We start from the raw sequence: 17995 nt of genomic DNA on the forward strand, positions 1-17995 counted from the left end.
GGGAAGGTTTTGTATATTATAATTTTCTCACGCAATTTCGGGAGGTCGTGATGAACGACTTGTGCGTGATATGGGCGGCCGCGATCGTCTGCACCGGTTTGGGAGCAGGCGGTGTCGGTGCTTACGAATTCCGTTCCGAACGTGTCATCTTCGCAGATCCGATCAGGGCTCTGGAACCTGTTGACGGCGGCTCCGCCACCCGACGTCTCGCACTTCCACCGGTGATCAATGGCGCCAAAACAGACAACGACCGCGGCGTTTTCCGCGATCGGGCAACGGGTTCCATTCTCGAGAGTCAATATGTGCGGAAACGGTTCATATGGCCTTGGGCTTCGTCGCCGACCCAAGATAGCCCGATTGGGGAAACACAGCGCGGCCGTGGAAATCGCAGCGGCGGATCGGGCAGTTCTGGATCGAGCGGTAGCAGCAATGCCGGCGCAAGCAGCGCGGGCAGTAGCGGCAATATGGGCGGTGGCTCCAGCACCGGCAACAGCGGCGGTGGCAATATGGGTGGTAGCGGTTCAGGCGGCAGCGGCAGCGGCAGTATGAAGTGAGTGGGATTTGGCGGTGGTGCGATACCAGGCGCCGACTGCCGTTTTCGCATTGATCGACATTGTCTATGGGGCAGCAATCCGGGCATGAGTGAGAATTGGGCAATCTGCATAGGGATAAATCGCTACGACAATTTAAGGCCGCTCGAGTTCGCTCAACAAGACGCTCAAGCGATGAGTGATTTTTTCAGCGCTACAGCACATTTCAGCCGAGTTTATTATCTCGCCGAGGACGCGCCGCCGTTGCCTTCGGATTTCGGAAGTCCGCTGCAGTCACGTCCGACCTTCGGCAACCTGATGCGTTTTCTGAGGGTGCGTTTCGAACAGCGTTTCCTTCGGCCGAGCGACAATCTCTGGTTTTTCTTTGCCGGCCACGGGCGGCGGGAGCGGGATCAGGACTACTTGCTGCCGATCGATGCCGATCCCGGCAATGTCGAGGAAACGGCAGTTTCGGTGCATCATATTGCCGAGCGACTGAAACGCAGCGGCGCCGACAATGTCGTCCTTCTTCTCGATGCCTGCCGCAATGAGGGTGCCCGCGACGGTGAAGGTCTCGGTTTGGACAGGCAGCAGGGCGCCGTCACTATATGCTCCTGCAGCCCTTCGGAATTTTCCTATGAGATCGCGGAACTCCGTCACGGCGCCTTCACCTATGGGCTGCTCGAAGGCCTCAAAATGGAAGGTCAGCAGAACTGCGCCACGGTCGAGCGGCTGGACAATTATCTCAAATTCGCCGTCCCGGACCTATGCCGCAAATATGGAAAGCCCCGCCAGACGCCCTCGACCTTTGTCGAGCCGCTTGCCAAGCGCCACTTCATCCTGCTTCCTGCGCTTGCCTTGCCCGAGGACTTGGAGCCGCTGAAACTCGAAGCGCTGGAGGCCGAAGCGAACGGAAAATTCGCCGAGGCCGAGCAGTTGTGGTGGCGTATCAATGCGGTCGCGCCGGCCGATGCTCAGACGAGAGAAGGTATCAGGCGCGTTACCATAAAGCGCGAGTCCGACAGCGGCAATAATCCCGGCGCTACTCCGTCACTGCCCAAGGGTGCAAGCCAAGGAGATGCCATCGGTCTTCCAAAAATGTCGCGACGGACGCTTCTCTACGGGGTCGGCGCCACAGGTCTTCTCGCAGCGATCGGGACAGGAGCATGGATGGTTCGCAACAGAGGGGCGCTGCATCCTTCGCCCATACGCGCAGAGACGGTGCCGGTGACGACCGTCGACGACAAGGGTGAATTGCTTGATACACGTTGGGAGAGTGTCGAGACTTTCAGCCAGCCCATCGATGCCGACAATGCCATCGAATTTAGCATCCTGCCGGCTGGCACTTTCAAGATGGGCTCGCCAATTGACGAACTGCTCCGCGTCGGCAAATTCGAGCAACAGATTGACGTTACCATCGGCCGCATCGCTGTCAGCCGCACGACGGTGACGCAGCGAATATGGCGTGCCGTGCTTGCTGCATATCCGAGCCAGATTGGCACTTCGCTATCGGCTGCGCCGTCCTCCTTTCCTGGCGACGACCGCCCCGTGGAAACTGTAACCTGGCAGCAGGCGAGTGAGTTCTGTGCCAGGCTCTCCGCTCTGACCGAACGCCTCATTCGGCTGCCGAGCGAAGCCGAATGGGAGCGTGCCTGCAGGGCGGACACGACGACGGCCTTCCATTTCGGACCGACCTTGACGCCGGCGCTTGCCAATTATTGCGGCACGGGCGGCGCGGTTTGCGGAATGAGCTTTGGTGAGAACGTTTCCCGCCCCGATTATGCAGACGTCGCCTATCCTGATGGGGCTTATGCCAAGGGGCCCGAGGGCACGTTTTACGGGTCGACCAAGCCTGTCCGATCCTATCCACCGAACCGCTTTGGCCTCTTCGAAATGCACGGGAATGTGTGGGAGCACTGCCTCGACAATTGGAACCCCGATCTCGGATCGATACCGCGCGACGGCAGCCCCTTTGTCGATCCTAAATCCGATATCCGCGTTCTTCGCGGCGGATCCTTCTCGCATAATCCGGCGATTTGCCGTTCGGCATATCGAGACTGGATGAAGGAAACCCTGACGGGATGGGAAGGTCGGGTCGGCTTCAGAGTGGTCTACGTGATGTGAATGGTATGCAGATGAATTCCCGGTGCACGTCCGTTGAAGGGACACGATAGGAGCACGCGACATGAACAGAGAAATTACGATCATTACCGACGCACATTCTTCTAGTAGTTTTGCAACTGGACCCATTATTGGCGAACAGGGTGCGCGGGGTGGTGACGATATCGGCGGCGGTTTCGGCTCCATCGTGGGCTCGCCATTCAAGGCGGTCAGCATCGGCGCTGATGCGTTGAAGGGACAGATGGCCAACCTGCTCGAGGTCGTGCAACACGTCTTCGATCAGCCGCTAAGCAGGCTGGCAATGGCACTCGATGAAGTCGAGCTCTCGGTGGAGATTAGCTCCGAGGGCGAAGTCCGCGTCTTTGGCAGCGGCGGCAAACTAGGCGGCAACGGCGCAATAAAATTGGTCTTCAAGAGGCGTGAGCCTCCTGTTGCAGCACAGAGTTTCGCCGACGCCAGCGAAGCTCAGGCCGAAGTCCACGGGTCATAACATCGTCACAGTCTGACATTGTCACGCAAGAACTCCAGAAGCGCCCGGACGCGTGCGGGCAGGGGGCCGCCCTGGCCGATGTAGACGGCATAAAACTCCTCGACATCGCCTGGGTTGAGCTCTCCGAGAACAGCCACGAGACGGCCCGCATCGATATCCGCTTTGACCGTGAAGTCCGTAAGCCGTGCCAAGCCGGCACCTGAAAGCGCAAGATGACGCATGGCTTCGCCATCGCTCACCTGCAGGCCCGGAGTAACGGGAATCGTTATTGTTTCACCGTCGCTCCGCATAGGCCAGCCTTCGATGGCGCGGGAATAGGAAAGGCCGATGCGGCAATGTCTTTCGAGCTCAGCGACCGATTTCGGCGCGCCGTGACGCCGCAGATAGTCCGGCGAGGCGACGATGACCTTGCGTGCGACGCCGAGTTTGCGGACGGTCAGCCTTGAATTCTTGAGCGGGCCGGTGCGGATTGCAACATCGGCTCTCTCTTCCACCAGATCCACGACCCTGTCGGTATGAAAGATATCGAGCGAGACGGCGGGATAAAGCGCCGTGAAAGAAGGGATGAGCGGCGCCAGCACATGATTGCCGAAAGAGCCGCTGGTATTGATGCGGATGCGTCCCGCAGCCTGCTCTCCGGCCGAGGCGTAACGCTCGGCCTCAGTGATATCAACGAGGATCGCAACGCTCCGCTCATAGAAAGCGCATCCCTCCGGCGTCAACTTTAGGCGCCTCGTCGAACGGTTGACAAGGCGCGCACCGAGGCGCGCTTCAAGACGGGTGACCAGTTTGCTGACGGCCGATGGCGTCATGCGGCAGGCCACCGCCGCGGCGGTGAAGCCGCCGAGTTCGACGGCGCGCACGAAGACCTCCATCTCGCCGGAGCGATTAATGTCCTGTCGGCCCATGATGAATTCAAATCACAAGTAAGTTTCTCTCAGGCAATCTATATCACATTAGATGGAGCGTCTATCTCTGTTGAAACGACAGGAGAAAGACCAATGGAATACAGAAATCTCGGCGCATCGGGCCTGAGGGTGCCGGTATTGAGCTTTGGAGCCGGCACCTTCGGCGGCAGCGGTCCGCTGTTCAGCGCCTGGGGAACAACGGGTGCAATGGAGGCGCGGCGTCTCCTCGATATCTGCCTTGAAGCTGGCGTCAATCTCTTCGATACGGCGGATGTCTATTCCGCCGGTGCGTCGGAAGAGGTACTCGGCCAGGCGATACGGGGCCGGCGCGATGCCATCCTGATCTCGACCAAGACCGCACTTCCGACCGGCGACGGACCCGGCGATTGGGGGACGTCGCGCTCGCGGCTGATCAAATCAGTCGACGACGCTTTGCGCCGCCTCGGGACGGACTATATCGATCTTCTGCAATTGCACGCCTTCGATGCCTCGACACCGGTCGAGGAAACGCTTTCCACACTCGATCGTCTGGTGACAGCGGGAAAGCTTCGCTATATCGGCGCCTCCAATTTCAGGTTGGGAACTCATGAAATCGCTGGCCGTCGCGCAAAAGCATACCTATGCGCGCTACGTGGCGCATCAGGTCTATTACTCGCTTGCGAGCCGCGACTACGAATGGGAACTGATGCCGCTCGCCGCTGACCAGAATGTCGGCGCACTCGTCTGGAGCCCGCTTGCATGGGGCCGGCTGACGGGCAAAATCCGCCGCGGCCAACCGCTCCCCGAGAAAAGCCGCCTGCACGACACCGCGCACTACGGCCCGCCAGTCGATGACGAAAAGCTCTTCGACATTGTCGAGGCGCTCGATAGCATCGCGGCGGACACGGGCAAGACGGTGCCGCAGATCGCCATCAACTGGCTCATCAGCCGCCCGACCGTTGCAAGCGTCATAATTGGCGCGCGCAACGAGGAGCAACTGCGGCAAAATCTCGGTGCTTTCGGCTGGTCGCTTACGAAAGAACAGCTCGACAAGCTGGATCAGGCGAGTTTGGTGACGGCGCCCTATCCCTATTTTCCCTACAGGCGCCAGGAAGGGTTCGCTAAATTGAACCCGCCGATTGTTTGACGATATTGCTTAACGGCCTTCCCGATGCTTTCTCACCGCGTCGCCGAACGCCTGGAATAAGGCCCGGTTCACGGGATTGAATTGAGGATCATATTCGGCGTGCCACTGCACGCCGAGCGCAAAGCCCGAAGCATCCTTGAACCGGATCGCCTCGATCGTGCCATCCTCCGCAACGCCTTCGGCGACAACCCTTTCGCCGAGCTCGAGAATGCCTTGTCCGTGAAGGGAGTTTACCCGGATCACGTCCCGGCCGAGAATGCGCGCGAAGATTCCCTCCGGGACAAGTCGGACATCGTGGCGATCGGCAAAAACCACCTCCGGATCGGGGTGGATTTCTCCATTCTCAAGGCGCGGCATCCGGTGGTTCATGCGTCCAGGCAATTCGCGAATTTCGGGATGCAGCGATCCACCGGCCGCAACGTTCATTTCCTGAAAGCCACGGCATATGCCGAAAACGGGCAGGCCGCGCGCAACGCAGGCCTCGATCAACGGCAACGCCAAGGCGTCACGATCCTCGTCATAAGGTTCATGCTTGGGATCCGGCGCGGTGTTGAAGTGGCTCGGATGCACATTGGCTCTTGCCCCTGTCAGGAGCACACCGTCGACGATCGCCAGTAAATCCGGAATGTTGGTAAGTTTCGGGTTGCCGGCAAACATCAGCGGCAATGCGCCGGCAACTTCGGCTATTGCGCGGAGATTGTTTTCTCCGACGTGTTGGGCGCAATATTGGCTCTCCACGAGGCGGGCATTCCCGATTACTCCGATCACGGGTCTTGTCATTTCTGGTTTCACCTTCAAGTCGCAAATGCCAGCCGCGCGCCTAAATCATTAGGCTTATCCGAGAGGTCGCTCGCCACTATCGCCGTTTGTGCGACGAAGGCGCAAGAACTATCGTGGCGTTAAATCGAAATACATAATTTCGAAATCTGAACAGAGTGCACGACGAGCGCGGGGCAAATTAGGACGACGAGACGGTGCTAAGGGCGGACGACGTCCTCTTCGCCCGCCGAATTGCGTCGAGCGCGATCACCGTCAACAATACCGCGGCCATAATAAGAAGGTAGCCGCCGACGGCGTGATAGATGACAACGCCCAGAATGCCGCCGATCAGGAAGGCTGCAATCGTGCAAAGGTGCAGCCGCAGCTTGGTCAGATTGTGTCGAGCCTCGGCTTTGGGCTCGCGTCCACATAAGATATCGAAGGCGATCGCGAGCTCGATGCCGAGATCGGTCGCCATCCCGGACACATGCGTGGTTCGCACACGGGCATCCGAGATGCGGGTGACGACGGCATTCTGCACGCCCATCAGGAAGGCAAGGCCGGGAACGAGAACCGGCACGCGCCAATTCGCCAGCAGCCAGAGATCCGCGCAGCCGAGAAGGGCGAGCAACACCGCTTCGGTCAAAATGCTATAGGCATAAATGGCGTGGACGTTGCGGCGACGTCCTTCGTTGACAATCAGCGTCGACGCCGCCGCGCCAAGCACGAATGCCACCACGATCCCGCCGTAGAACAGGGCGGAGAGCCATTGACCAAGAGCGAGGTGATCCGAAAGTGTGGACACGTTGCCCGTCATATTGGCGGAGAAAAAGCCGACCGAGTAGAAAGCCGATGCATTCAACGCGCCGGCGATCCCAGCAAGCGAAGCCGCAAGGCCGCGATCGATCTTTTCGTTACGGTGAGAACCCTGTCTTACGAGCATGTGACGTGAACTACTGGCGTGACGGCGTCGGGATCGCCGGGAGGGGTGGGGCTGCGGTTAGGCGTTTTTTCTTTTGCTTTGCGGGGATATTTCATTGGTTCGAAAGGATAGGAGCGTTCGTTTGCAGGCGCTTCAGCGACCCCGTTCGTTATCCCGATTGGCACGGCTTACTCCTGTGGCGGCGCTCGTCGGCCACGAATGACTCCTTGGTGCGTGAAATAAACTCAACTTACTCCCTGGCATTGCGTCTTAACAAGCGACGATTCGTCTCAGAAGGGTGCCAACACATCAGAATATTGATTTCAGACATCAATAGGCACATCATAGACGTCAATTATCAGAGTCTGTGCTAGATAAGCGATGGTTCAATCGTGATTACTGCCGCTCAGATGCGGGCCGCCCGGGCCCTTCTCGGTATCGACCAGCGCCAACTGGCCGAATTGGCGGGAATTTCTGTTCCGACGATCCAGCGAATGGAGGCGAGCGCCGACGTGGTGCGCGGCAATGTCGACTCTCTTATGCGTCTTCTGGCTGCCCTTGATGGTGCGGGCGTCGAGGTGATCAACGAGGGCGCGACAAGTCTGGATGGCGGGCGAGGGGTCAGGCTCAAGGCGAAGATGAAGGCCTCGGACAGCAGTACGGCCGAACCGTCCGCGCCCCCGCGTGCAGCGAGGAGGCGCCCGTGATATCGGTTTCCGTCTTGTTGTTATGTGTGGCGGCATTGCTTGGGACGGCGGTTCTGGCGGTGCTGTTGACCCGTTCGACGCGGTCGATGCAGCTTGTCTACGGTACGAGCCTGGTTTTCTCCGCCATCGCCTTTGCGACTGCTCTCGCATCTCTTGGCACGGGCCTTCCCTCCGGAGAGGCGCCGGTGCTGGTTCTTCCTTTCGGCCTGCCATGGCTGGGAAGCCATTTCCGGCTCGATACGCTCGCAGCCTTCTTTCTGATGGTCGTCAATCTCGGCGGTGTCCTTTCGGCTCTCTATGCCCTTGGATACGGCCGTCACGAACATGCGCCGCATCGCGTGCTGCCGTTCTTTCCCACCTTCCTTGCCGGCATGAACCTCGTGATCCTGGCGGACGATGCCTTCACCTTCCTCATTTCCTGGGAGTTCATGTCGCTTGCTTCCTGGGCTCTGGTGATGGCCCACCATCGTGATGCCGATAATCGCAAAGCCGGCTACGTCTACATCGTCATGGCAAGCTTCGGCACGCTGGCCCTGCTGCTCGCCTTCGGTCTGCTTGCCGGATCTGCCGGGGATTACAGCTTTGCGGCGATGCGAGCCTCCGCGCACACGCAGTTCGTGGCTGGGCTTGCGCTTATCCTGCTGCTGCTCGGCGCTGGTTCCAAGGCTGGTCTCGTGCCCTTGCATGTCTGGTTGCCGCTGGCGCATCCGGCTGCCCCAAGCCATGTTTCCGCTCTGATGAGCGGCGTCATGACCAAGGTCGCGGTCTATGCCTTCATCCGCGTGGTCTTCGACCTGCTCGGCACGCCGGCCTGGTGGTCGGGCAGCGTCGTGCTGATCATCGGCAGCGGGACCGCCGTCCTCGGCATCCTCCAGGCGCTGATGGAGAGCGATCTGAAACGGTTGCTCGCCTACAGCACAATCGAAAATATCGGGGTGATCTTCGCCAGCCTCGGGCTCGCGCTTGCGTTCAAGGCGAACGGCATGGAGCTGGCGGCGGCACTAGCGCTGACCGCCGCGCTGTTCCACGTCCTCAACCATTCTTTCTTCAAGAGCTTGCTGTTCTTCGGCGCAGGCGCCGTGCTGACGGCGACCGGCGAGAGGAACATGGACAAGCTCGGCGGCCTCATCCATCGCATGCCGGTCACCAGCGTGGTTTTCCTTGTTGGCTGCGTCGCGATCTCGGCCCTGCCGCCATTTAACGGCTTTGTTTCAGAGTGGCTGGCGTTCCAGGCCATCCTGCAAAGCCCCGCGGTGCCGCAATGGGGTTTGAAGATCCTCGTGCCTGCTGTGGGCGGCACGCTCGCTTTGTCGGCCGCGCTGGCGGCTGCCTGTTTCGTCAAGACATACGGCGTGACCTTTCTCGGCCGTCCTCGTACCTCTGTGGCCGAGCAGGCGGTGGAGGTCGATCGCTTCTCGCTCACCGCCATGTCTGTCCTGGCGGCATTGTGTCTTCTGGCGGGCATTCTGCCTGGGATCGTCATCGATGGGCTCGCACCCGTGACATTGTCGATGATCGGAGACCGGATGCCTGTGCAGACGGATATTCCGTGGCTGTCGATCGTGCCGGTAGCAGAAAGCCGTAGCTCCTATAACGGCCTTCTCGTATTCCTGTTCACCCTCTTTTCGGCGTCGGCTGCGGCCTATTTCATCCACCGCTTCGCCTCGCGAGGGCTGCGCCGGGCACCCGCGTGGGATTGTGGCTTTCCGCAGGCCAGCCCGGCAACGCAATATACGGCGGGCAGCTTCGCCCAGCCCGTGCGGCGTGTTTTCGGAACATTGGTTTTCCGCGCCCGTGAGGAGGTCGACATGCCTGCGCCTGGCGATCTCCGCCCGGCGCGTTTTACCGTCACGACCCATGATCTCATCTGGGAAGATCTCTACCTGCCGATCATCGCCGCCGTCGGCTTCGCGGCCGAAAAGCTCAACCATCTGCAATTCCTGACGATCAGGCGTTATCTAAGCCTGGTTTTCCTCGCGCTCGTTTTCCTGCTGTTGGTGCTGGCGCTATGGTCGTGATATCAGCTCTTCTCATCCAAGCTTTTCAGATGGCGCTCGTCGTGCTGCTGGCGCCGCTGCTGACCGGTTTCATCCGTCTGATTAAAGCGCGATTGCTGCGTCGGCGGGGCGCCTCCATGATCCAGCCCTATCGCGACATCCTGCGGCTGCTGCGCAAGGAAGTGGTCCTGGCCGAGAATGCGTCATGGTTGTTCAGGGTCACGCCCTATCTGATCTTCGCCGCGACCTGGGTCGCGGCTGCGATCATCCCGACTTTCGCCACCGGCCTTATTTTCAGTTGGACGGCGGATCTAATCGCCATCATAGCGCTGCTTGGCAGCGCGCGTTTCTTCCTGGCGCTTGCCGGAATGGACGTCGGTACCAGCTTCGGCGGGATCGGATCGAGCCGCGAAGCGATGATCGCAACGCTGGCGGAGCCGTCCATGCTGTTGATCATCTTCACCCTTGCCCTGATAGCGGGCTCGACCCAGCTCTCGACCATTGCCGCCTTCATGACCTCCCCGCAAGTTGGCCTTCGCGTCTCACTGGCAATTGCCTTGATCGCCCTCGTGATGGTCGCAATCGCCGAAAATGCCCGCATCCCGGTCGATAATCCGGCAACCCATTTGGAATTGACCATGGTGCATGAAGCCATGGTGCTCGAATATTCCGGACGGCACCTCGCGATGATCGAACTGGCGGCATCCCTGAAGCTCCTGCTCTACATGTCATTGATTGCCTGCATGTTCGTCCCGTGGAAACTCGCCGTGCCGGGACAGGAGCCCGTTGCCTATCTGGAGGGCATATTTGCTTATCTCGCCAAGCTTGCGGTCGGCGGCGCCCTTCTTGCCGTATTCGAAACTGCGACCGCCAAGATGCGGGTCTTCCGGGTACCCGAATTCCTGGGTGCGGCGCTCATGCTCGGCCTACTTGCAACCCTGCTGCGGTTCGTCTCGAGGAGCCTGTGATGAACGGTCCGGTCTTCGATATCGCCCATATGCTCGCCGGCGGCCTGGTCTTGGTCAGCATGATGATGCTCTATCAGGACCGTCTCTACGCGCTGCTCAACGTCTTCGCGCTGCACTCGTTGATACTGACCCTGTCGGTCGCCTGGCAGGCCTTCGTCCAGGATGCCCCGCATCTCTATGTGACGGCGGCGATCGCCCTCGTCTTCAAGGCGATCGTCATCCCTTTAGTGCTCCATCGCATGATCCGCCAGCTCGGCATTCACCGCGAGATCGAGACCGTGGTCGGCATCGGCCCCACCATGCTCGCTGGTATCGGTCTGGTCGCCTTGGCCACGGTGGTGATGCTTCGGGTGACGCCGACGGCAGATCCTTTGGCGCGGGAAGACCTTGCCTTCGCATTGTCGGTCCTGCTGCTGGGGCTGCTGATCATGGTCACGCGCCGCAACGCCGTCAGCCAGGTCGTGGGTTTCATGTCGCTCGAAAACGGTCTGGTGCTGGCGGCGACCGGCGCCAAGGGCATGCCGCTGGTCGTCGAGATCAGCGTCGCCTTCTCTATCCTAATCGCCTTCATTGTTATCGGCGTCTTTCTGTTTCGAATCCGCGAGCGCTTCGATACGGTCGACGTCCGCGCCCTTGATGATTTCAAAGGGAGACGGCGGACATGAACGTCTCCTCCTCCGTCCTGGCTTTTGATGCGGTGAGCGCAGTCCTCGTGATACCGATCGCAGCGGCCCTACTGCTTGCGCTTTTACCCGGCTATCGGATGACGGCGCGGCTGAACGTATTGGCAAGCCTGCTGACCTTGCTTGCCGCCCTCTCTTTGTTCGTGACGGCGCGGCCGACACCGGGACAATATCTGCTTGTCGACGATCTCAATATCGTCTTCATCGTCCTCAACAGCTTCGTAGGCTTTACTACCAGCATATTCAGCGCCAGCTACATCGCGCATGAATTGGAAACCGGCCGGCTGACGCCTGCGAACCTTCGTTTCTACCATGCCATGTATCAGATCATGATGTTCGGCATGAATCTCGCGTTCGTGTCGAATAATATCGGTCTGATGTGGGTCGCCGTCGAGCTAGCAACGCTCACCACCGTATTAATGGTCGGCATCTACCGCACCCACGAAGCGCTGGAAGCTGCCTGGAAATATTTCATTCTGGGAAGCGTCGGCATCGCGTTTGCGCTCTTCGGCACCATTCTCATCTACCTGGCAGCACAGCCGGTCGTCGGTGAAGGCTATGATGCCATGGTCTGGACCATCCTGATCGATCATGCGTCTGCCTTCGATCCGGCGCTTCTCAATGTCGCCTTCGTCTTTCTGCTGCTTGGCTACGGCACCAAGGTCGGTCTCGCGCCACTGCATGCCTGGCTGCCCGACGCGCATGCCGAGGGGCCGACACCGATCTCGGCGGTTCTGTCCGGCTTGCTCCTGAACGTTGCGCTTTATGCGGTCCTGCGCTTCAAGATGCTGCTTTCGGCCAATCCCGAAGCTCTTGCGCCAGGACCGCTGATGATGACGATGGGGCTCGCCTCGCTGATTTTCGCGGCCTTCATGCTCTACCGCCGCCGCGATATCAAACGACTGTTTGCTTATTCTTCGATCGAGCATATGGGCATCATCGTCTTTGCCTTCGGCCTCGGCGGACCGATCGCCAATTTCGCCGGACTATTGCACATGGTCATGCATTCCTTGACCAAGTCGGCGATCTTCTTCGCCGTCGGCCATATTGCCCAGGTCAAGGGAACACAAAGGCTCTCCGCCATCCGCGGCTTGACCGAAACCCATCCGGGGCTCGGCTGGGGCCTGCTGACCGGCGTCGTCGCCATCGCCGGCCTGCCTCCGGCGGGAATATTCATGAGCGAGTTCCTGATCGTCAGCTCAGCCTTTGCGAAGCAACCGCTGCTTGCCATTCCGCTCGTCTTCGGATTGCTGATTGCTTTCGGTGCACTGCTGTTGCGGTTGACGGGAGCGGTGTTCGGGCAGCCACGCGGCAGCACGGCACCCGCCGACGCATCCTATGTGCCGATGTATGCTCATCTCCTGCTGGTGCTTATCGCCGGCATCTATCTGCCGTCAGAGCTGGTGGCCTGGTTCCGGCATATCGCAAACCTTCTTCGATGAAGCGAGGGGATGATGCCGGCACTAAGTGACATCCTCAAGGTAGGCCGTTCCGTTCCACACCATGCTCCGTGGCCGCGCGCCATCGCCGATGTGGAGGTGTGGGTATCGGCGAGACAGGCATTGTCCGAAGGACGTCTGGTCCTGCTCGGGCTTTGGGGCGAAGGAAGCGCAGTTCATATGGCCTTGCTCGACGAGGAGGCCAGCGCGATCGGCGTCCTGAGCCTGGAAGGGCTTGACAGTGCCGGCTATCCTTCCGTCGCGCAATTGCATCCGCCGGCACTGCGGCTGGAGCGGGCAATTCGCGACCTGACCGGACTCGAGCCGCGGGAGCTGCCGGACGCCCGGCCGTGGCTTGATCACGGCCGATGGGGTCTGCGCCACCCCCTCGGGGATCGCGAAGTTGCGTTGCCGGAGGTCGGTCCCTATGCCTTTTTGCGTGCCGAAGGTGAAGGCCTGCACCAGATCCCGGTCGGCCCTGTCCATGCCGGCATCATCGAGCCGGGACATTTCCGCTTCACAGCCAATGGCGAGACGGTCGTCCGCCTCGAGGAGCGGCTAGGCTATGTCCACAAGGGGATAGAGGCGCTGGTTGCGGGCGCGGATCTTGCTCGCGGAGTGCAACTTGCCGGAAGAGTGTCTGGCGACAGTACGGTCGCTTATGCCTATGCCTTTTCGCAGGCCGTTGAGACTGCATTAGGGTTCGTTGCTCCACCCCGGGCGATCTGGTTGCGCGCTCTGATGGCGGAGTTGGAGCGGCTCGCCAACCATCTTGGCGACATCGGTGCCATCTGCAACGACGCCGCCTTTCCACTGATGCTGGCTCATTGCGGCGTGCTGCGCGAGCGCGTACTGCGCGCAGCCGATGTTGCTTTCGGTCACCGCCTTATGCGCGACCGTATAGTGCCGGGCGGTGTCACCAACGATCTCGATGACGACGGAGCGGCCGGCTTGCGAAGCCTGCTAACAGAAATCCGCCGTCGATTTCCGCCGCTGGTCGAGCTCTACGACAACACCACCTCGCTGCAGGACAGGACGGTCGGCTCCGGCAGGCTTGGCGCTGAACTGGCACGCCAATACGGTGCTGGCGGTTATGTCGGACGGGCCTCCGGACGCGGCTTCGATGCCCGGCAGGTCTTGCGCTATCCGCCTTACAATAGTGTGTCCTTCGACGTTCCGGTGCTCAACGACGGCGATGTCAACGCTCGCGTCTGGATCCGGGTTCGCGAGGTGGAGCAGGGCCTGTTGCTCGTCGAGCAGATCCTCGACCGCCTTCCGATCGGACAGATACTCAACGCGATCCCCATTGTCGGCGAATGTCGAGAAGGCATGGCGCTCGTAGAGGGTTTTCGTGGAGACATACTGGTTTGGTTGCGACTGGGGCCTGGGGGTAGGATCGAGCGCTGCCATCTGCGCGATCCATCCTGGTTTCAGTGGCCGCTACTGGAAGCGGCGATCGAAGGCAACATCGTTGCCGACTTCCCGCTCTGCAACAAGTCGTTCAATTGTTCCTACTCCGGTCATGATCTTTGAGGGCAGGGTCCCATGCGAAAGCTCCTCTTCGAAAACCTGATCCGCCTGCCACTGACGGAACCGGCGCCGCGGCCTTCCGATGCGGCGATGGAGGAACTCGCCCTCACCATAGATACCGCATCTCGCCGACGGCTCGGCCGTAGCCTGTCTATCCGCGCCGTCGATGCCGGTTCCTGCAACGGTTGCGAGCTGGAGATGCATGCGCTGAGCAACGCCTTTTACGACAGTGAGCGCTTCGGTATTCGCTTCGTCGCCTCGCCACGTCATGCCGATGTACTGCTTGTGACCGGGCCCGTGACGAAGAACATGCTGGAAGCACTGGAGCGGACGTATAACGCTACCCCCGCTCCCAAATGGGTCGTCGCACTCGGCGGCTGCGCCCGCGACGGCGGCTGCTTTGCGGGCAGCTACGCCGTCGTTGGCGGAGTTTCGAAAGTCATACCCGTCGACCTCCATATTCCGGGCTGCCCGCCATCGCCGACGGACATTCTAAAAGGATTGCTTGCCCTGCTGGAACAGGCAAGCACGGGAGGTCGCGTTTCTTGATGCGCTCCGGGCTTTTGGCATTTTCGCAATTCCGGACGCAAAACCACTGGGCATTTTTCCTGGGATTGATTTAGCGCGGCGTTACGTCGAAGCCGAACCATTTTTGCGACAGCTTGGCGATCGTCCCGTCGGCCTTGGCGGCGGCAATGGCGTCGTTAAACATCGCCTTCAGCTCCGGATCGGTCTTGCGCAGGCCCACGGAGCTACCGCGTCCGAGCAGGCCCCCCTGGAAGCGCGGACCGGTCAGCACGAGGTCGTCATTGCCAGGTTTGGCGGCGGCCGTCGACAGGTAAGCGGTCGAGGCCATGATCAGGTCGACGCGACCGGCCTTGAGGTCGAGGTCGTGCTGTTCGGTCGTCTTGTACTCCTGGATGGTGACGACATCCTTCAGGTATTTCTGCAGGAAGGTCTCAGCGATCGAGGCCGTTTGCACGCCGATGGTCTTGCCCTTCAGCATCGGTTCGAGCTGCTTGAGTGCGTCGATTGCGCCCTGCTCGTTCGATGCGAGCGAAAAGACCTGGTCCTTCAATGGCAATTGCGCCAGCGGATCGGTTTTCAGGGTCGCGAAAGTCTGGCCGGTCGTGCCGTAGGAATCGCTGAAGGCAATGACTTCTTCGCGCTTCGGCGTTGCCGACATGCCGGAAATGATGGCGTCGAACTTGCCGGCTTGCAGGGCCGGGATCATGCCGTCAAAGGACTGGACGACAGTCGTGCATTCCACCTTCATATGGGCGCAGAGGTATTTGATCAGGTCGATTTCGTAGCCGTCCAGAGTGCCGTCCGCCTTGGTGAAGTTCCAGGGGCGGAATTCACCTTCGGTGGCGATCGTCACATGCGTCCATTTCTTCTCCTGCCCATGCGCGACGGTGGAGGCGAAGACGAGCGTCAAAACGCTGAGAGCCTTCAGCAGAAACCTCAGATATTTCATTGTCATTGTTCCCTTTTTTGTTGTCGGTGGATGATTTATTTGGAAATGAACTGGCGGAAACGCTCCGATTTCGAGCCGCCGAAAACCTCGTGCGGTTCGCCGTCTTCTTCGATCAGACCCCTGTGGACGAAAATTACGCGGCTGGAGACGTCGCGGGCAAAACCCATCTCGTGCGTGACGACGAGCATGGTGCGTCCTTCCTCCGCTAGCCCGCGCATGACGCGCAGGACCTCGCCGACCAGCTCGGGATCGAGCGCCGATGTCGGCTCGTCGAACAGCATTACCTTCGGCCGCATGGCGAGCGCGCGGGCGATCGCTGCGCGCTGCTGCTGTCCGCCGGAAAGATGCGAGGGGTAGTGGTTGCGCTTGTCGACGATGCCCACCTTGGCAAGCAGTGCCTCCGCTTCCTCGACGCATTCCGCTTTTGGGCGGCGCTGCACGTGGATAGGCGCTTCGATGATGTTTTCCAAAACTGTCTTGTGACTCCACAGATTGAAGCTCTGGAACACCATGCCGAGCCTCGAGCGGATGCGGTCCACTTGCCGGCGATCGGTCGGACGCGTGCCTTTGCGGCCGAACTGCATGTGAATGGTCTCGCCGGCCACGATGATGTCGCCTGAATCGGGCGTTTCCAGCATATTGATGCAGCGAAGGAAGGTCGATTTTCCTGATCCCGACGAACCGAGAATGGAGACGACGTCGCCCTCCTCTGCATCAAGCGATATGCCTCTGAGGACCGCCACCGGGCCAAAGCTCTTGTGCAGGTTCCTGACGCTGAGCGCGGGAGCCATATCGGTCATGGCGCATCTCCTTCTGTGGTCGAGATAAGAAAGGGCCGCGGCTCGCGCAGATGTGGGCTCAGCCAATATTCGAGCAGCTGGACGAGGCGCGTGAGCACGAAGTTGATGGCAAGATAAATCGCACCCGCAACGACGAAGACTTCGATGGCGCGATAAGTTTCAGCGATGATCTTTGCGGCAACGCCGGTCACCTCCATCAACGTGATGATTGAGGCAAGCGAGGTCGCCTTGACCATGGCGATCATTTCGTTGCCATAGCCCGGAAGCGCCTGGCGGATGGCGAGCGGTAGGATGATGCGCCGAAACTGCATGAAGCGCCCCATGCCGCAGGCACGCGCTGCCTCGACCTGGCCATGCGGAACCGACAGCAGGCCGCCGCGAATGATCTCGCTGGCATAGGCGGCTGTATTCAGCGTGAGCGCCAGGACAGCGCACCAATAGGGCTGGCGCAGGATCGGCCAGACAATGCTGTGGCGTACCGCGGGGAATTGACCGAGGCCGTAGTAGATCAGAAAGATCTGCACCAGCAATGGTGTGCCGCGGAAGATGAAGACATAGAAGCGTGCAAACCAGTCAAGCACCGCAACGCCCGACAGGCGCGCCATGGCGAGCGCCAGCGCCAGCGCGGCGCCGAAGATGATCGACAGGCCCGCGAGCGAGAGCGTCAGTGGGATGGCCGCGATCAGGCTGACGAAGGTTTCGCTGAGGAAATTCCAGTCCATCAGGCCCTCCTGACGCCGCGGCTGAAGTAGCGTTCCGCCTGGCGCATCAGCACGCTGGATAGTGTCGAGATGGCCAGGTAAAGCAGCCCGGCGATCAGGTAGAAATCAAAAGGCAGGCCGGTGGAACCGGCGCCGACCTGCGCCTGGCGCAGCAGCTCGGCAACGCCGGTGATCGAGACGAGGGCGGATTCCTTCAGCACCACCTGCCAGACATTACCGAGCCCAGGAAGCGCGTGCCGCAGGGTCAGTGGTGCAACAATGCGCCGGAAGCGCAGCCAACGCGACATGCCACAGGCAACTGCCGCCTCGATCTCGCCGCGGTGCACGGCCTTGAAGGCGCCGCGAAAGACCTCCGTCTGCTGCGCGCCCGACGTGATCCCGACCGCCAGCGAGCCCGCCAGAAATCCCGGAAAGCCGATAAAACCCTCCGCACCGAACAGGCGCCCGACGGTTGTCACCGCCGTGCTGCCGCCGAAATAGAGAAGGTAGATAACGAGCAGATCCGGAATGCCGCGCAGGAGGGTTGTGTAGGTGTCGGCGGCAATCCGCGTGGCGCTGCCGCCTGAAACCTTCGCCCAGGAGCCGAAACCGCCGATGACGATGCCGATGGTATAGCCGGCAATCGCGATAAGAATGGTCATCCAGGCGCCGGCCAGCAATGCCTTCGCCCAGCCATCGGGTCCGAAGCTTAAAATGTCGAAGAAACCCGGCTGGCTCATTGTCGAACCGGCCGGACGCTGGGGGTCAAGATAGGGATTGGAATTGACATATCCATGATCTCGCTTGCGGAGGATGCACTCCGGCCAGGCTCATATC

17 protein-coding genes and 1 pseudogene are annotated in these 17995 nt (G+C 60.4%); 11 read left to right on the forward strand and 7 right to left on the reverse strand.

The annotated features are described in order from the left end of the window. The first annotated feature begins 50 nt into the window (after positions 1-50). The 3 genes from PY650_RS24110 (at position 51) to PY650_RS24120 (ending at position 3141) form a co-directional block, all read left to right on the forward strand. The gene (locus PY650_RS24110; RefSeq protein ID WP_285882118.1) at positions 51-554 is read left to right on the forward strand and encodes a hypothetical protein; all 504 of its coding nucleotides are present in this window, start codon (positions 51-53) and stop codon (positions 552-554) included. An 84-nt stretch (positions 555-638) separates the two neighbouring features. Then, on the forward strand, positions 639-2654 hold the full coding sequence (locus PY650_RS24115; RefSeq protein WP_285882119.1) for an SUMF1/EgtB/PvdO family nonheme iron enzyme: 2016 nt from the start codon (positions 639-641) through the stop codon (positions 2652-2654). 61 nt (positions 2655-2715) lie between these two features. Continuing rightward, positions 2716-3141, forward strand: a complete 426-nt coding sequence (locus PY650_RS24120; protein ID WP_285882120.1) for a Pepco domain-containing protein — start codon at positions 2716-2718, stop codon at positions 3139-3141. A gap of 5 nt (positions 3142-3146) precedes the next feature. Here PY650_RS24120 and PY650_RS24125 read toward each other — a convergent pair whose 3' ends face one another. Then, complete coding sequence (locus PY650_RS24125; protein ID WP_285882121.1) at positions 3147-4049, reverse strand: LysR family transcriptional regulator; 903 nt, start codon at positions 4047-4049, stop codon at positions 3147-3149. Between the two features lie 93 nt (positions 4050-4142). On the opposite strand from PY650_RS24125, the pseudogene PY650_RS24130 reads away from it, so the two are divergent. Further along, positions 4143-5175: pseudogene (locus PY650_RS24130) on the forward strand (aldo/keto reductase). A gap of 9 nt (positions 5176-5184) precedes the next feature. Here the strand turns inward: PY650_RS24130 and PY650_RS24135 are convergent. Both PY650_RS24135 and PY650_RS24140 read right to left on the reverse strand, forming a co-directional pair. Then, entirely contained in the window at positions 5185-5955 is a 771-nt protein-coding gene (locus PY650_RS24135; protein WP_285882122.1) for a gamma-glutamyl-gamma-aminobutyrate hydrolase family protein, read from the reverse strand. Positions 5956-6133: 178 nt separating this feature from the next. Next, a complete protein-coding gene (locus PY650_RS24140) occupies positions 6134-6877 on the reverse strand; it encodes a YoaK family protein (RefSeq protein WP_285882123.1) in 744 nt (247 codons plus the stop codon). 371 nt (positions 6878-7248) lie between these two features. On the opposite strand from PY650_RS24140, the gene PY650_RS24145 reads away from it, so the two are divergent. The 7 genes from PY650_RS24145 to PY650_RS24175 are packed head-to-tail and all read left to right on the forward strand — an operon-like array spanning position 7249 to position 14729. After that, entirely contained in the window at positions 7249-7563 is a 315-nt protein-coding gene (locus tag PY650_RS24145; protein WP_285882124.1) for a helix-turn-helix domain-containing protein, read from the forward strand. Continuing rightward, positions 7560-9581: a hydrogenase 4 subunit B gene (gene hyfB / locus PY650_RS24150; protein ID WP_285882125.1), complete on the forward strand. Its 2022-nt coding sequence runs from the start codon at positions 7560-7562 to the stop codon at positions 9579-9581. The genes PY650_RS24145 and hyfB overlap by 4 nt, the downstream gene beginning before the upstream one ends. Beyond that, positions 9572-10528, forward strand: coding sequence for a respiratory chain complex I subunit 1 family protein (locus PY650_RS24155; RefSeq protein WP_285882126.1), 957 nt, complete (start codon positions 9572-9574; stop codon positions 10526-10528). The genes hyfB and PY650_RS24155 overlap by 10 nt, the downstream gene beginning before the upstream one ends. Next, positions 10528-11193, forward strand: a complete 666-nt coding sequence (locus PY650_RS24160) for a hydrogenase-4 component E (protein WP_285882127.1) — start codon at positions 10528-10530, stop codon at positions 11191-11193. Before PY650_RS24155 ends, PY650_RS24160 begins: the two co-directional genes overlap by 1 nt. Further along, on the forward strand, positions 11190-12653 hold the full coding sequence (locus PY650_RS24165; RefSeq protein WP_285882128.1) for a hydrogenase 4 subunit F: 1464 nt from the start codon (positions 11190-11192) through the stop codon (positions 12651-12653). Before PY650_RS24160 ends, PY650_RS24165 begins: the two co-directional genes overlap by 4 nt. A gap of 12 nt (positions 12654-12665) precedes the next feature. Next, on the forward strand, positions 12666-14183 hold the full coding sequence (locus tag PY650_RS24170; RefSeq protein WP_285882129.1) for a hydrogenase large subunit: 1518 nt from the start codon (positions 12666-12668) through the stop codon (positions 14181-14183). 12 nt (positions 14184-14195) lie between these two features. Then, on the forward strand, positions 14196-14729 hold the full coding sequence (locus PY650_RS24175) for an NADH-quinone oxidoreductase subunit B family protein (RefSeq protein ID WP_285882130.1): 534 nt from the start codon (positions 14196-14198) through the stop codon (positions 14727-14729). Between the two features lie 70 nt (positions 14730-14799). On the opposite strand, the gene PY650_RS24180 is transcribed toward PY650_RS24175, so the two are convergent. The 4 genes from PY650_RS24180 to PY650_RS24195 are packed head-to-tail and all read right to left on the reverse strand — an operon-like array spanning position 14800 to position 17898. Continuing rightward, complete coding sequence (locus PY650_RS24180; RefSeq protein ID WP_285882131.1) at positions 14800-15657, reverse strand: transporter substrate-binding domain-containing protein; 858 nt, start codon at positions 15655-15657, stop codon at positions 14800-14802. 35 nt (positions 15658-15692) lie between these two features. Beyond that, positions 15693-16457: an ABC transporter ATP-binding protein gene (locus tag PY650_RS24185; RefSeq protein WP_285882132.1), complete on the reverse strand. Its 765-nt coding sequence runs from the start codon at positions 16455-16457 to the stop codon at positions 15693-15695. Then, positions 16454-17179: an ABC transporter permease gene (locus tag PY650_RS24190; protein ID WP_285882133.1), complete on the reverse strand. Its 726-nt coding sequence runs from the start codon at positions 17177-17179 to the stop codon at positions 16454-16456. The genes PY650_RS24185 and PY650_RS24190 overlap by 4 nt, the downstream gene beginning before the upstream one ends. After that, positions 17179-17898 carry an ABC transporter permease gene (locus PY650_RS24195; protein WP_285882134.1) on the reverse strand — a complete coding sequence of 240 codons (720 nt, stop codon included), beginning with the start codon at positions 17896-17898 and terminating at the stop codon, positions 17179-17181. Before PY650_RS24195 ends, PY650_RS24190 begins: the two co-directional genes overlap by 1 nt. Positions 17899-17995: the final 97 nt, after the last annotated feature.

Source organism: Martinezella calliandrae (assembly GCF_030272695.1).
GTDB lineage: Bacteria > Pseudomonadota > Alphaproteobacteria > Rhizobiales > Rhizobiaceae > Rhizobium > Rhizobium calliandrae.

What these genes read in the sequence shown, in the direction of transcription:
- PY650_RS24110 (WP_285882118.1), top strand. Translation starts at nt 51, where the DNA reads ATGAACGACTTGTGCGTGATATGGGCGGCCGCGATCGTCTGCACCGGT.
- PY650_RS24115 (WP_285882119.1), top strand. Translation starts at nt 639, where the DNA reads ATGAGTGAGAATTGGGCAATCTGCATAGGGATAAATCGCTACGACAAT.
- PY650_RS24120 (WP_285882120.1), top strand. Translation starts at nt 2,716, where the DNA reads ATGAACAGAGAAATTACGATCATTACCGACGCACATTCTTCTAGTAGT.
- PY650_RS24125 (WP_285882121.1), bottom strand. Translation starts at nt 4,049, where the DNA reads ATGGGCCGACAGGACATTAATCGCTCCGGCGAGATGGAGGTCTTCGTG.
- PY650_RS24135 (WP_285882122.1), bottom strand. Translation starts at nt 5,955, where the DNA reads ATGACAAGACCCGTGATCGGAGTAATCGGGAATGCCCGCCTCGTGGAG.
- PY650_RS24140 (WP_285882123.1), bottom strand. Translation starts at nt 6,877, where the DNA reads ATGCTCGTAAGACAGGGTTCTCACCGTAACGAAAAGATCGATCGCGGC.
- PY650_RS24155 (WP_285882126.1), top strand. Translation starts at nt 9,572, where the DNA reads ATGGTCGTGATATCAGCTCTTCTCATCCAAGCTTTTCAGATGGCGCTC.
- PY650_RS24160 (WP_285882127.1), top strand. Translation starts at nt 10,528, where the DNA reads ATGAACGGTCCGGTCTTCGATATCGCCCATATGCTCGCCGGCGGCCTG.
- PY650_RS24165 (WP_285882128.1), top strand. Translation starts at nt 11,190, where the DNA reads ATGAACGTCTCCTCCTCCGTCCTGGCTTTTGATGCGGTGAGCGCAGTC.
- PY650_RS24170 (WP_285882129.1), top strand. Translation starts at nt 12,666, where the DNA reads ATGCCGGCACTAAGTGACATCCTCAAGGTAGGCCGTTCCGTTCCACAC.
- PY650_RS24175 (WP_285882130.1), top strand. Translation starts at nt 14,196, where the DNA reads ATGCGAAAGCTCCTCTTCGAAAACCTGATCCGCCTGCCACTGACGGAA.
- PY650_RS24180 (WP_285882131.1), bottom strand. Translation starts at nt 15,657, where the DNA reads ATGAAATATCTGAGGTTTCTGCTGAAGGCTCTCAGCGTTTTGACGCTC.
- PY650_RS24185 (WP_285882132.1), bottom strand. Translation starts at nt 16,457, where the DNA reads ATGACCGATATGGCTCCCGCGCTCAGCGTCAGGAACCTGCACAAGAGC.
- PY650_RS24190 (WP_285882133.1), bottom strand. Translation starts at nt 17,179, where the DNA reads ATGGACTGGAATTTCCTCAGCGAAACCTTCGTCAGCCTGATCGCGGCC.
- PY650_RS24195 (WP_285882134.1), bottom strand. Translation starts at nt 17,898, where the DNA reads ATGAGCCAGCCGGGTTTCTTCGACATTTTAAGCTTCGGACCCGATGGC.